Raw genomic sequence first — 14,780 nt, forward strand, 5'->3', positions numbered from 1 at the left:
TTAGAATAATTCACTAGTATTACCATCTGAATCAGTCACTTCTGTACCAACTTCTTTTGTTGCATACTGTTTTGGTTCAGTGCCTTTTATAAAATATTCTGACATAGTTTTTGAATCTGATAATGGTAATAATCCCGTTTTTTGGTCAATGGTTACGCTAATAACATTTTCCGGTCTTCGATCGACAACAATTGGAACATTTTTTAATGCTACTTTCATATAGTCAACCCATATAGGATTTGCTGTATTAGCTCCTCCTTCAGCTCGATAAGTTTTACCGAGTACACGACGATGGTCATCAAATCCCATCCAAACCGTCGTCACTATATTTCCACCGAATCCAGAAAACCATACATCTTTAGAAGCATTCGTCGTTCCTGTTTTTCCGCCAACGTCTCTACGACCTAAGGCTTTAACACGCCAGGCCGTACCTTGCCAATCAGAGCCTCCAAAAACAGTTGAACGCAAACCATCTTTCATAATAAAGGCAATATCACGACTTAATGTGTGAGGTGCATACATTGGTGTAATATTTGTGTTGGCCTCTTTATTAGTAATCTCAATGTCTGGAATAATAATATTATCGTCAGCTTTGAGATTTGCTTGTTCTGGTTCTTCATTTTCTGATTCACTAGTCGTATCTTCAACATCATTTAAAGATATTGATGTAGATGATGCATCAATAGTCATATCGTCTTTGCAATCATGGCAAGCGATAAGAGGTTGATGTTGATAAATAACTTTATTATCGCTATTGTATTCTATTTTTTCGATCAAATATGGAGTGATTAAGTAACCACCATTTGTAATTACAGAATATGCTCTGGCAACTTGTAATGGTGTAAATGATGCAGAGCCCAAAGCTAGTGATTCGTTGTGTGAAATGTTTTCTTTAGGAAAACCGAACCGTTCTAAATAGGTTGCTGCATATTCAATACCTACTGCACGCAAAGCACGCACCATCATTACGTTTTTAGACATACCTAATCCAATTCTTAGGCGTAAAGGGCCAGCATATTGCGGAGGTGAATTTTTAGGTCGCCAAGTCGAACTACCTGCACTACGAACTATCGGAGCATCATTAAGAAGTGTAGCCATGGTCAAACCTTGTTCGAGAGCAGCGGTATAAATAAATGGCTTAATATTTGACCCTAACTGACGAAGTGCCTGCGTGGCTCGATTGAACTTACTTAAATTAAAGTCAAAACCACCAACAATGGCCTTGATTGCACCATTTTCTGAATCTAATGATACTAATGCTGCATTTACTGCAGGTAATTGTGATAATTCCCATTTTTCATCAGACTTTTTAACCCAAATAAGTTGTCCTGCTTTTAACGTGTCTGACACTTTTTTCGGGTATGCTCCTTGTCTTGTATCACTAATAAATGGTCTTGCCCATTTCATCCCTTCAAACAAAATCTCAATGTTTGATTTATCACTGAGTATAGCTGTAGCTTGTTTGTCAGAAGATTGTAGAACAACAGCTGGACAGATACCGCTATAGCAATGATATCCATCTAACGTTTTCTGTATTTTTTCTTCATTCCATGGGGTTTCTGTAGCATTCCATAATACTTTTTCAGCACCACGATAACCATGTCGGATGTCATAATCTATGATATGTTTTTGGATTGAATCTGTTGCGGCAAGTTGATCTTGTTTGGTGATGGTTGTATAGATTTTGTATCCATCTGTATAAGCCTCTTCACCAAATTTTTCAAACATAAATTGGCGTGCCATTTCAGCGACATAAGGTGCTGAAAATTCAATTTGCGGTGAATGATAACTGGCAGTTAATGGTTTTTTAATGGCCTCATTATATTCTGCTTGAGTAATATAAGATTGATCTAACATCCTTCCCAGTACCCAGTTGCGTCTTATTAATGCTTTTTGTGGATGAGAAATTGGATTATAAGCAGAAGGTGCATTAGGTAGACCGGCTAATAATGCGGCTTCATCTAACGTTAATTGATCTGGTGTTTTACCAAAAAATGTATAAGAAGCGGCTGCAACGCCATAAGCTCGCGATCCAAAGTTGATCATATTTAAGTATAATTCCATAATTTCATCTTTGGATAGTTCTTTTTCCATACGAATAGCCAAAATTATTTCTCTGGCTTTTCGAGAAATACTTTTTTCGGATGTTAAAAAAAAGTTTTTGGCAACTTGTTGAGTAATGGTACTTCCGCCTTGTGAAAAGCCTTTTTGCTTCAAACCAATGTACATTGCGCGAATAATACCAATTGGGTCAACACCAAAATGGTCATAAAATCGAGAATCTTCTGTAGCGATTACAGCGTTAATAACATTTTTAGGGATTTTGTCATATTTAAGCGGCGTGCGTCGACGTTCACCAAAAATTGCTATTAACTCACCATCTTTACTGAGTACTTGTAACGGTGTTTGTAATTGCACATCTTTTAGCGTAGTGACATCTGGTAGATCCTTTGAATAATAGGCATAACCGGCAATACCGATAATTAGCCCACAAAGAAAACAACCAGCAAAAAATTTGAGAAGAAATTTTAATACTCGAATAAACATTACAAATAATTCCTAACCAATTGACTTAAGGCATAAAAACATAAATTTAAAATTTATTTTGCCTTTACGGTTTCTATATTTTTAAGGTGATGAGTATATACTAAATATACTAATTTGCACAAAATAAATAGCTGTTGAAATTCGTTTTAGTTATTGAGAAATATATTGTATTTCTGTTTAAAATATTTCTGATTACTGAACTTTAATGAAAACGTTTTCTTTTTTAACTGTGTAAAGCATTATTCAACAAAATATTAATTCTTCATATTTAAAATTATCCATTTGTTTAATATTTTTGATGCTTGAACTATCTCTTCGAATAAAAAAAGTTTATTAACGCTCAATGATGAATATTACATTTTAGTTAAAAACTGTTTTTAAAAGCTTAATCGTAGTTTTATAAATTAAACTATTAGCTTTAAAATTGAATCATTCAATCAATAATACGCCATCTATTTTGAGAATCATTTCACAAATTATTATTTTATTTCAAATGACTCTAATCAAAATGTGAAATAGTTAAATTTTAATTTTATTGGTTAGAAATTATGTGGAGTACAAAACTTAATCAATCTTACTTGCAAATTATCATTTCTTCAAGTTTTTATTTGTTTCTAATGATGACCAGCCTTTTTTTATTTGCTGATACTCATTTAAACTCTTATACGTTTATAGTCGTTGTATTATTAATTATTGAGTGGTGGCGTAGTATCTGTTATTTTCAAACAATTACAGGAGAGCTTGCGTTATTTCATCATATAAATCAGATCTATTGGCATAATCAGCGCTGGTATTTAATGCATAGACCGCTGATATTTCGGTATATTATTCTATTAAATTTAAAGTCACGACGTACAGGGCATCGATGTACCCTTTTTTTAATCACTAATAATCTTAAGCCTGATGATTGGCGAACACTTCGTTACTACTTATATCAAATTGATTTAACTTGATTAATCAAGATAGAACATTAACACATATTATATGTTATTAATGAGTTTTTTTTATCCAGTAATAATAAGGTTGACATTCAATTTGAGAACTGAGTAATTCATGATCCATATGTCTGCAAAAGCTTGGGATATCACGAGTCGTTGCCATATCATCAGCAATAACAAGTAGAACTTGCCCAATAGCAAGCTCTCTCATTGTTTTGCGAACCATCATTATGGGTTCAGGACAGCGTAATCCAATTGTATTAAGTTCTTTGTCTGCTTTCATATTTATCAATAATGTTGGTTAAAGATTTATTGAAAAAAGTTTATTAAGATAATGAGGTACAGCATCATCAGCGTTTGAACCAATTACTTCTAATTCAGGTAATTTTTGTCGTAAATCTGGGGTTGCATTTTGCATTATACACCCTTTTCCTACCATTTTTAACATTTCATAATCATTCATGCCATCACCAAACGCAATGCTATCGTTTAACGATAATCCTAATTTGTCGACCACTTTTTTTAATGCACTACCTTTGGAAACATTTGCCCCCATAATTTCAAGGCAATTTAATGATGAAAAAGCAATACTGACTTGATCGCCATACTTTTCATCAAGCCGATTTTTTAATTTGACTAAATGTGGATGAAGGGCATCATCACTTGTCGTGAAATAAATTTTAGCAATATCATCTGTTTCAAATTTATAAGGATCAAAAAACTCATAAGTAAAATGACTTTCTTGATGAAAACTGAGTGAATAGGTGTCCTCTTTATTAATTAACCATTGATCGCCTCGATAAATATGGGTAAACACTAATGGATCGTCGGTGCACTCTTGGGCGATTTGACTGGCAAGCGAAGGTTCAACATTTTGGCTAAAAATTAAGTTTCCATGACTGTCATGAACTCTGGCTCCATTTGAAGTTATCATATAAGCATCAATTTCCATATTTTCTCGCATCTGTGCAACATCAATATGATGTCGCCCTGTGGCAAAAATAAAATGAATACCTTTTTGACGCAATGCTTGCAAAACTTGTTTGGTATAAGGTGAAAGACTGTGTTCAGGCGTTAATAAAGTGCCATCTAAATCCGAAGCGACAACTTGAAACATAATATTCTCTGCTATTGTAAAAATTGATAATCATAATGATGTAAAACAATACTTTGAAGCAAATTTCTCTGTTAAAGTAAAAGTTCAAAATATAGGTTAAAGTATGATACAACTCTGTTAACATTTACTCAACTAAATGTGGTGTGATAAAAATCACTAATTCTCGTTTTTGTTGTTTTTTATTCTTGTATTTAAAAAGATTACCTACAATGGGAACTTTACTGACACCTGGCACATTATGATTATTTTGACTATTAATCTGATGAAAGATTCCGCCTAAAACAATTGTTTCTCCATGTTTAACCTTGACTTGTGTTTTTATTTCTTGCGTATCTATGGCGAGTGATTCACCACCATCACTGCGTTTAATCGCTTGTCCAGCCGTGTTTTGTGTTATATAAAGATCTAAAATCATCATATTGTTCCCAACTATTTTAGGTGTAACTTCCAACCCTAAAACAGCTTGTTTGAATTCAATGGAGGTCGAGCCACTGTTACCGTTGGATACTTCGTAAGGGATTTCTGTTCCTTGTTTGATTGATGCCATATTTTGATTAGCGGTGAGTAGATTTGGACTAGCAATAATCTCAAGTTGATTTTCCGCTTGTAAAGCAGATAACTCTAAATTAAGTAAACTCCCTGAAATTTTAGTTAGGTTAAAACCTATATTAGTGCTTGGATTTGTTACATTTAAATCAACATCAAATTTATTTAGCACTTGTGATGAACGACCTGAAAATCCCCATTTTATACCAAGTTCAGACATGCTTTCATCACTCATATTAACAATGTGAGCTGAAATATGAACTTGTGGTATAGGTTTGTCGAGGGTTTTAACTAGTTTTTTTATATTGTTAAATCGTTTTGAGAGATCAGTAATAATGATTGAATTAGTTCGTTTATCGATTAAGACTTTTCCTCGTTCAGAGAGTATACCTTGCTGTAAAATTGTTTCATGTATTATTGCTGGATCAGCATGTTTTACTTCGATGGCAAGCGTATCAAGTGGAAGTTCTTTCTCTTGTTCTAATTGCGTTATTTTTTGTTTTTGAAGTAAAGTTTGAGGATCAACGGTTTTAGAAACAAATAAGATATTATCTTCGATTTTCGCTTGTAATTTAGCTGCATTAAGTATTATTGTTAGTGCTTTGTTCCAATTAACATCGTGAAGTTTGATTGTTTGTTTTTGAGAAAGATCGTCAGTCACGATCAAATTGAGTTGCTTACTATCGGCTAAAGCTTGCAAAATGATAGCAACTTCAGTTTGATGAAAATTCAGAGTAATAAGATCGGATTTTGTTGATTCAGCAAATTTATTAACATTGGCGAAGCTACAGTTCACAAAAAATATTGATAAGATAATAATGAACAATTCCCATTTTTTACAAAGATTTTTAAAATAAAATTGAATTTTTGCCATTAGATTGTACCTTAGTCTCATGGATTAAATGACATAGTCCAGGCAAGACTATCTTTACATGGTAGAGCCTGGTTAGCTTGCCAAATCACTTTATCACTTAAAAATGCTTTTATTTGCCATGGAAATAAAACATGGGGAACTTCATTATTTGTTATTGTTAACCATTGTTGATTTGAATATAACCAAATTTGATAATAATTACTGTTTTGTCGTTTTATCATACCCTTGAGTTGCCAGCTTTGTATTTGTTCCTGCAATATATCTGCTTGTGCAGCACAAGAAATGGGATAAAGCTGGTTAAAAGGATCGCGTGACAAAGTGTTGTCAGCATTGACATAAAAACTAATAATGATACTAAAAATTATTAGGTAAACGGGATAATTCTTCATGCTTTTCCTATATCAAATACTATGGTGAATGATATGGTTAAATCATTAATTTCTCGATTAATCATTAAATTTTTTATATCAATGTAATAATCGTTATCCTTCATCCATTTTATAAAAGACAAAAAATTTAAGAATTTTCCTTTTAATTCTATATCCCAGTTTTGAATGGAATTTACCTTGTAATATTTAAAAGAATTTAGGATTAAATGATTTTTATTTATTGCTTTAGCTAAATCTTTTTCAGAAATTAACCTTAACATCGTATTGCGATTTTGCCGATATCTTTCTATGGTTGTTTGCAATCTATTAATTTCTTGATTGTTTGTTTGTAAAAGTAATTTTTGTTGGTTTACTTCTTGAGTTATATCATTCAAGAAAAATAGGTAGTTGAAGAAAAATATAGTCATGACAAAACAAAAAGAAATACCGTATTGTTGCCAAATAGGACGATAAAAAAAATCATTATTCATTGAATTCAATTTCCATTTCAAACGATAAATGATTTTTATTAGTCCAAACTTGCAGGATTCGACATTTTATTATGTCGGTAAATTTTAAAATAGCATGACTAAAATTGATAATATCAATATATTGTAGGCTGTTACCTTTAATAATGACTTGATTAATTTGATATTCCAAAGAGTCCAACCAAATCACTGAAGGTAATTGCTTGGAAAGCAACAATAAAGTTTGATAAAGTTGTTTTTGGCTGATCGATAGATTGGGGATAAAGGTAGATATTTGTTCAGTTAATTCCTTTTTTATTTTTTGTTGTTTTGAGTTTAACAATAAATAATGATTTAATTCAGTTTGTGTTTGTTGCCATAAATAACATAACAGACCATTGGATATCCCGATAATACTTATAACGACCAAGATTAAACTAACCTTATGTATTTTCAATTTATTTTGTCGCCAAGGTAAAAAATTGATTTTTTCTTCATTTATCAATCCGCCAATAAAGTTTAATTTTAACTTATGTTTTTTAAATAAATTAAGCCATTCATTGATGTCATTACGATTACATATGCTAACGATGATATAACTTTGAGTTGTCGTATAAATAAAATCGAAATAGATATTTTGAGCTGGTATTTCAAATAGTTTATAAATTGATGCTTCAACATATAAAGTCAGCTCTTCGGACTTTAGTTTTATCTTAGGTGGTTCAAGTTCCGTTGTTTGAATAGTATTTTCAGCAAGATAAAGTTCAAATACCGTTTGTCGAGGAAGGCATTTTTTCAGCTCATTTATAAATTTTTCCACATCGTTAAAATTTTGATAGGGATAATAAGCAATTGTTTGGTTTTCTTTGTGTGATTTATTTTTATTCAAATAAATCATTTCATACCGTAAAAGTTCGGGTTCAATATGAATTTTAATACAACATTTGCTAATAAACATATTCAATTTATTTCTTTTCACCTTAAATAATTTCCTGCCAATCATAGTTAACATTGGACAAATAAAAATGAGAAATAGGAATTTTTGCGAAGTATTACGCAAAATAAGGTTAAAATTAAATCGAACAAGGCTAATTTTGCGAAATTATGAAAAAAAAGGTTGACTGAAATAAGACGTGCCTTATAATGCACATCCACACGGTAAGGGTGATTAGCTCAGTTGGGAGAGCACCTCCCTTACAAGGAGGGGGTCACTGGTTCGAACCCGGTATCACCCACCAATCTTTACCGTGACGTTTTAGCAATAAAACATTTGGGGTGATTAGCTCAGTTGGGAGAGCACCTCCCTTACAAGGAGGGGGTCACTGGTTCGAACCCGGTATCACCCACCACTTTTAGTACTTTTCTATGGGTTGTTAGCTCAGTCGGTAGAGCAGCGGACTTTTAATCCGTTTGTCGAGCGTTCGAATCGCTCACGACCCACCACTTTCTTTCCTCTTTCGTAATATGGTTAACGAGACTAATTTAAGTAAACATAAGCGATGAGAACGTAAGCGTTCGACAAATTCGTCTGGAACGAATTTGAACAACACGAAGTGTTGGCCCCGAAGGGGTGAGGCACACGAAGTGCCGAATAATCAAGCTCACGACCCACCACTTTCTTTCCTCTTTCGTAATATAGTTAACGAGACTAATTTAAGTAAACATAAGCGATGAGAACGTAAGCGTTCGACAAATTCGTCTGGAACGAATTTGAACAACACGAAGTGTTGGCCCCGAAGGGGTGAGGCACATGAAGTGCCGAATAATCAAGCTCACGACCCACCACTTTCTTTCCTCTTTCGTAATATAGTCAACGAGACTAATTTAAGTAAACATAAGCGATGAGAACGCAAGCGTTCGACAAATTCGTCTGGAACGAATTTGAACAACACGAAGTGTTGGCCCCAAAGGGGTGAGGCACACGAAGTGCCGAATAATCAAGCTCACGACCCACCACTTTCTTTCCTTTATATCAATCTAATCTAACAGGTCAATTTTGCTATTCTTTCGAATATTATCATTTTTGAATTAAATTAGTTTTTTAGTACAATTTCCAACCAAAATCATTAAAACCGCTATAATAGCCTTTTCACAATTCTAAAATATTGTAAGTGTGAAGATTCAATTCAAAATTTTAGTTAATGATCATTAAACCATAATTTTATTGGTTTTCCCGAAAAATACAGTTTTCGGTGTTGATAAAATCTAACAGTTAAAAACACATCTTTTAAATAATGTTAAAGCTTAATATAATTATAATACAAGAATTTAAGTAGCTTTAACCGATCATAAAAAGATTTAAGAGACAAGATCGGAATAGATTAATAAGATACTTACTATTATTTAATCTATTGTAGTTAAAATAAATGAGTAATAATAAAATTATAATTTTATAATACTGATATAATTAATTTAAATTATTTGAAATGCTTTTTTTAGAAAATGTCAGAAATATAAAACACAATAATAAATTATGTTAGAAATGGAAATGAAATGAATAAAAAACTTACAATATTGTTACAATCAATGTACTTTACTTGCTTTATCTTCTCCGCCCAAGCTGAAGAAACAATGCCAATAACTTTCGAAAGTATCTACCAACAAGCAAATGATAATAATGATCCTGAGGCTCAATATAATTTAGCGTTGATGTATTATTATGGGCAAATGGTTGAAAAAGATCATAAAAAGGCTTTTGAATGGTATGAAAAATCAGCACTTCAAGGCAATCAGCTTGCACAAATCAATCTTGGATTAATGTATTATAACGGTGATGGAGTCAAACAAGATTTCGACAAAGCAAGAAAATGGTTTGAAAAATCAGCACTTCAAAATAATGCGTTGGCTCAAAATAACCTTGGCTATATGTACGAAAATGGCAATGGTGTTACTCAGAATTTTGGTAAGGCAAAAGAGTGGTATGAAAAAGCGGCTAGTCAAGGAAATGCTTCAGCTCAATATAATCTAGGATATTTATATGATGAAGGTAAAGGAATAGCAAAAAATTATAGCAAGGCAAAAGAATGGTATGAAAAATCAGCGTTACAAGGTCATGCTGATGCTCAATTTAATTTGGGTTCCATGTACGATCAAGGCGAAGGCGTTCCTCAAAATCTTAGTAAAGCGAAGGAATGGTATGAAAAAGCTGCGCTACAAGGTCATGCTATAGCGCAATATAATCTCGGTTCAATGTACGATGAAGGACAAGGAGTTGAACAAGATTATGTTAAAGCTATTGAGTGGTATGAAAGAGCTGCTCAACAAGGAAATGTGTTAGCGCAAAATAATCTTGGTTATATCTATAATAAAGGATTAGGAGTCCCTGAAGATTTAACTAAAGCTAGAGAGTGGTATGAAAAGGCAGCCATGCAAAATCATCCTGAAGCGCAAGTTAATCTAGGTTTTATGTATCATAATGGTAATGGTGTAAGTAAAAATTATGCTAAAGCAAAAGAGTGGTATGAAAAAGCCGCGCTTCAGGGTAATGCACAAGCTCAGAATAATCTTGCTTATTTATATGATAATGGACTAGGTGTTAATCAAGATTTTACAAAAGCAAAAGAGTGGTATGAGAAAGCAATAAAATCGAATAACGTAACAGCGCAATTTAATCTTGCTCGTATGTATGATGAAGGACATGGCGTTCCCCAAAATTTAAATTTAGCAAAAGAGTTATATGAAAAAGCAGCCATGCAAGGATATGCTCAAGCTAGATATTATCTAGGTATTATGTATGATGAAGGTCGAGGTGTAACTCAAAATTTCAAAAAAGCTAAAGAGTGGTACGAAAAAGCTGCACTTCAAGGTTATAGTAAAGCACAAAATAATCTCGGCATTATGTATGAAGAAGGATATGGGGTAAAGCAAGATTATGCTAAAGCCAAAGAATGGTATGAAAAAGCTGCGCTTCAGGGTAATGATAAAGCTCAGTATAATCTTGGCACAATGTATAACAGAGGATATGGTGTAACTCAGGATTATGAAAAAGCGAAGACATGGTATGAAAAATCAGCCTCATTAGGTAATGCAAAAGCTCAGAATAGCCTTGGTATACTATATGATAAAGGACATGGCGTAGCTCAAGATTATGCAAAAGCGAAAGAATGGTATGAAAAAGCGGCTTTTAAAGGTTATGGTGAAGCTCAATATAATCTAGCTGTGTTGTATAATAAAGGATATGGTGTAACTCAAGATTATGCAAAAGCGAAAGGATTATATGAAAAAGTTGCCTTACTAGGTAATGTAAAAGCTCAGAATAATCTTGGTGTGATGTATGATAAAGGATACGGTGTAACACAAGATTATGCTAAAGCGAAAGAATGGTACGAAAAAGCGGCCCGTCAAGGTTACGCTGAAGCTCAATATAATCTTGGAGTTATGTATGACAAAGGATATGGCGTTACAAAAGATTTTGCGAAAGCAAAACAATTATATGAAGAAGCCGCTAAACAAAATAATATCGATGCTGAAACCAGTTTAGGTTATATGTATCATGTTGGCAATGGTGTTAAGCAAAATTATGCTAAAGCGAAAGAATTGTATGAAAAAGCAGCGCATAGGGGTAATGCAAAAGCTCAAAATAACCTTGGTGTGATGTATGATAAAGCCCATGGTGTAACCCAAGATTATGTAAAAGCGAGAGAATGGTACGAAAAATCAGCAGGTCAAAATTATGTTAACGCTCAATATAATTTGGGATTGTTGTATGACAAAGGACAAGGAACTAAACCTGATTTAAATAAAGCAAAATATTGGTATGAAAAAGCTGCTTTACAAGGTAATAATAATGCAAAAAACAGACTTAATGCCTTAAAAAATAATGATAAAAAATAACTGTTTAGAAAAACTAGCTTTAAAATAGTTTATTGCAGAGATTTAAATTAATTTTTTAGTTTGGGGCGTCATTGAAGCAAAAAGATGATTTAAATTAGTTATTATTCATATATTGGAACAAAATAATTAGCTGACAGGATAAATATACCCAGAATAACTTGTGATCTGGGTAATGATCACAAGTTTTAGAAAAATTAGGATGGTTAACTATTGCCTATTAATTCTTTTAGTTGATTAAATGCCTTGGAAAACATACATAATTAACCGATAAGCGATATAAAACATCACCAAACCGACCAAGCAATCTAAAATAACCCACATTCTTTTTTGTTTGAATAGGGGGGTTAAAAGTCTGGCACCGTAGCCAATACCAAAAAACCAGATAAATGAAACACAAACAGCACCAATTAGAAATGCTATTTTCTGCTCACTGGTTAACGTTCCTGCAATTCCCCCAACAATAACAACCGTATCTAAATAAACGTGTGGATTGAGTAACGTCACTGCTAAAGTCGCAAGCACGACTTTCAGTAAACTATTGTTTTTTGTATCTTGAGATTCAATTTGCATACTACTTGTGCCTTTAATCGCACTTTTTAATGCGTTAAATCCATACCATATCAAAAAAAGTGCCCCTAAAATGGCAAGGATATTGGTAATTAAAGGATTGGCACTAATAAATGTTCCGACTCCCATGATGCCAATTGACATTAAGGTAAAATCACATATAAAACAGAGAGCTGACACAAAGAATATATGATTTTTTAATAAACCTTGCTTTAGTACAAATAAATTTTGTGCACCTATAGCAATAATAAGACTACCGGAGATCATCGCTCCCCGTAATATTTCCGCCAACATAGTGTAATAATCCTTTAAATGTATTTAATTGTTATTTTGATATCTTCCATTCTATTATTCAATACACTATAGCATCGTTGATATAAATTAAAGTTGATTAGGTTATATATTCGCTTTAGTGAATGCCGTTAATTGGCATTTTCCTTGATTAAAAATCAGAACAACAATGCCTATTGTTAACCAGATAATCCCCACTATTTTGGCTTGATTATCAATATGAAGTAATACCGGTATTAAGACCAAGATACCGATAATAGGCAAACATATATCAAATACAAAAGAAGAAATACGATAGTTGAAATTCTGTTTTTTAAACTTGAAATAGCCGATCACTGAAAGGTGTAACATAATAAATGCAGTAAGTGCACCAACATCAACAAATGAAATTAAAGTTGGCAATCCTTTTGGACTGATTGCTGCAATCGCTGCCAAGCCTAAATTAAAAATTGCTGCAAATAAAATTGCGATAGTAGGTACACCGCTTTGCTTACCGACCTTCGCAAACATTGCAGGTAAGCGTTTATCTCGACCCATACTAAATAGTAAACGGCTAGAAGCAGCTTGTCCGACCATGGCAGCAAATGATGCGCCTATTGCTTTCATTAAACCTAACGCCCATCCGAGCCATAGACTTATCTCTTGGTTAACAATATTGTAAAAGGCTTTTCCTTGTAATTCTGTATGCGTTTGCAGATATTCGGGAGAGTAGGGACTGAGTAATGAACCGACATAAATTTGAATAACAAACAGTAACCCGGCTATGAATAAACAAGTTAGGATAGCTTGACTGACTAAATTGCGTTCGCCTCGATTTTCTTCAGAAAAAGTTGCGATGGCGTCGAAACCTAAATACGATAACACGGCAATGGATACCGCTGTAAATAATTTTTCCCAAGTAAATAATTGTCCACCTGTAAATGGTCTTAACCAGTCTCGTTCAATATCACTTGTTAATAATACCCAAATTCCCACAGTTAAAATCGCTAATAAAATTAAGACTTCAAGAATTAATATAACTAAAGTGATATTAATCGATTTTTTAATCCCTATTAAATTCAGTGCTGTTGTCACAATAACCGCTAAACCCGTCCATAGCCAAACAGGAATATCAGGCATGAGGGCATTAAGGGATATTCCACTAAATAGATAAGCCACAGCTGGAATAAACAAATAATCAAGCAATAATAACCAACCGACTAAAAAACCAGCATGAGGATGAATTCCCGCTGAACAGTAAGCATACACCGATCCGGCATGGGGTAACGCATTTGCCATTCTGGCATAAGAATATGCCGTAAACCCCATAACTAATGTCGCTACCATATACACTAACGCCGTGGCGCCATCACTCGTTGCATCCAATACCCCAAATAATCCAACTGGGGCTGCGGGTCCAATAAAAAGCAATCCAAGAATGACCAGATCTCGAAATCGCATACTCTTTGTTAACTGCGGCATAACCATTCTCATTTAAAATCAAAGCATACGTTCAATATGTTAATGGATGAATGGTTATACAGCTAAGATCAACTTGTTATTTATATATAACTTTTCGATCTATATGATTAATGGTGCTCTCTTATTTCATAGGTGTAACTCATTTTTGCTGTTTTACCTAACATAATTGAGGCACTACAATATTTTTCAGATGCAAGTTTTATGGCTTTTTCGACGGCTTCGTTGTCAATATTTTTACCTGTGACGACAATATGAAAGTTAATTGTGGTGTAAACTTTAGGGGAAGAATCAGCTTGAGTTTTATCGATATCAATCCACAGATCCCGTATATCTTTTTTAGCTGTTTTTAAAATAGCGACAATATCATAAGCCATGCAACCTGCAGCACCATGCAGTAATAGTTCCATTGGACGAGCGCCACGATTGCGACCGCCGTGTTCAATTCCGCCATCCATGATTAAGGCATGCCCGCTTGCTGTTTCGCCCATAAAACAAAATTCATCAACCCATTTTAATCGATCTTTCATGATGTACTCCTTACCATTTTCATTTTTAAAAATTTATTTTATTCATTGATTTTCTATTAACATAAGCGATTTTTTGTCATCTGTCACTATTTGATCATGACTGAATACATTGTCATGTTAAACTTAGGTGGTCTGTCAAATATTAACCCTGTAAAACCGTACAATTTCGATATATAACCAAATGATTATTTGAAATATTCTTTAAAATCTGAATTAATGATCTCGATTTTAATGTTAGCTACTA

12 protein-coding genes and 3 tRNA genes are annotated in these 14,780 nt (G+C 33.3%); 5 read left to right on the forward strand and 10 right to left on the reverse strand.

Going from position 1 to position 14,780, the window contains the following annotated elements:
• Entirely contained in the window at nt 1–2,547 is a 2,547-nt protein-coding gene (locus tag GYM75_RS03145) for a penicillin-binding protein 1A (RefSeq protein WP_220216719.1), read from the reverse strand.
• Nucleotides 2,548–3,095: 548 nt separating this feature from the next.
• Here GYM75_RS03145 and GYM75_RS03150 point away from each other — a divergent pair.
• Entirely contained in the window at nt 3,096–3,500 is a 405-nt protein-coding gene (locus GYM75_RS03150) for a protein YgfX (protein WP_220216720.1), read from the forward strand.
• A gap of 37 nt (nt 3,501–3,537) precedes the next feature.
• Here the strand turns inward: GYM75_RS03150 and tusA are convergent, their stop codons facing one another.
• The 6 genes from tusA to GYM75_RS03180 form a co-directional block, all read right to left on the reverse strand.
• Entirely contained in the window at nt 3,538–3,768 is a 231-nt protein-coding gene (tusA, locus tag GYM75_RS03155) for a sulfurtransferase TusA (protein WP_220216721.1), read from the reverse strand.
• Nucleotides 3,769–3,786: 18 nt separating this feature from the next.
• The gene (locus GYM75_RS03160) at nt 3,787–4,602 is read right to left on the reverse strand and encodes a Cof-type HAD-IIB family hydrolase (RefSeq protein WP_220216722.1); all 816 of its coding nucleotides are present in this window, start codon (nt 4,600–4,602) and stop codon (nt 3,787–3,789) included.
• Nucleotides 4,603–4,726: 124 nt separating this feature from the next.
• A complete protein-coding gene (locus tag GYM75_RS03165; protein ID WP_220216723.1) occupies nt 4,727–6,022 on the reverse strand; it encodes a secretin N-terminal domain-containing protein in 1,296 nt (431 codons plus the stop codon).
• Between the two features lie 17 nt (nt 6,023–6,039).
• Complete coding sequence (locus tag GYM75_RS03170; protein ID WP_220216724.1) at nt 6,040–6,411, reverse strand: hypothetical protein; 372 nt, start codon at nt 6,409–6,411, stop codon at nt 6,040–6,042.
• Nucleotides 6,408–6,881, reverse strand: coding sequence for a hypothetical protein (locus tag GYM75_RS03175; protein WP_220216725.1), 474 nt, complete (start codon nt 6,879–6,881; stop codon nt 6,408–6,410). The genes GYM75_RS03170 and GYM75_RS03175 overlap by 4 nt, the downstream gene beginning before the upstream one ends.
• Nucleotides 6,874–7,815: a PilN domain-containing protein gene (locus tag GYM75_RS03180; protein WP_220216726.1), complete on the reverse strand. Its 942-nt coding sequence runs from the start codon at nt 7,813–7,815 to the stop codon at nt 6,874–6,876. Before GYM75_RS03180 ends, GYM75_RS03175 begins: the two co-directional genes overlap by 8 nt.
• A 204-nt stretch (nt 7,816–8,019) precedes the next feature.
• On the opposite strand from GYM75_RS03180, the gene GYM75_RS03185 reads away from it, so the two are divergent.
• The 4 genes from GYM75_RS03185 to GYM75_RS03200 all read left to right on the forward strand — a co-directional run bounded on the left by GYM75_RS03185 (nt 8,020) and on the right by GYM75_RS03200 (nt 11,690).
• A tRNA-Val gene (locus GYM75_RS03185) sits at nt 8,020–8,095 on the forward strand.
• 35 nt (nt 8,096–8,130) lie between these two features.
• Nucleotides 8,131–8,206, forward strand: a tRNA-Val gene (locus GYM75_RS03190).
• A gap of 18 nt (nt 8,207–8,224) precedes the next feature.
• Nucleotides 8,225–8,300: transfer RNA gene (locus tag GYM75_RS03195), tRNA-Lys, on the forward strand.
• Nucleotides 8,301–9,350: 1,050 nt separating this feature from the next.
• Nucleotides 9,351–11,690, forward strand: coding sequence for a hypothetical protein (locus GYM75_RS03200; protein ID WP_220216727.1), 2,340 nt, complete (start codon nt 9,351–9,353; stop codon nt 11,688–11,690).
• Between the two features lie 234 nt (nt 11,691–11,924).
• Here GYM75_RS03200 and GYM75_RS03205 read toward each other — a convergent pair whose 3' ends face one another.
• The 3 genes from GYM75_RS03205 to GYM75_RS03215 form a co-directional block, all read right to left on the reverse strand.
• Nucleotides 11,925–12,551: a LysE/ArgO family amino acid transporter gene (locus tag GYM75_RS03205; protein WP_220216728.1), complete on the reverse strand. Its 627-nt coding sequence runs from the start codon at nt 12,549–12,551 to the stop codon at nt 11,925–11,927.
• Between the two features lie 102 nt (nt 12,552–12,653).
• On the reverse strand, nt 12,654–14,009 hold the full coding sequence (locus GYM75_RS03210; RefSeq protein ID WP_220216729.1) for an APC family permease: 1,356 nt from the start codon (nt 14,007–14,009) through the stop codon (nt 12,654–12,656).
• 107 nt (nt 14,010–14,116) lie between these two features.
• Complete coding sequence (locus GYM75_RS03215; RefSeq protein ID WP_065559191.1) at nt 14,117–14,536, reverse strand: OsmC family protein; 420 nt, start codon at nt 14,534–14,536, stop codon at nt 14,117–14,119.
• Nucleotides 14,537–14,780 lie beyond the last annotated feature (244 nt).

Origin of the sequence: Gilliamella sp. ESL0441, assembly GCF_019469185.1 — a bacterium.
Lineage (GTDB): Bacteria > Pseudomonadota > Gammaproteobacteria > Enterobacterales > Orbaceae > Gilliamella.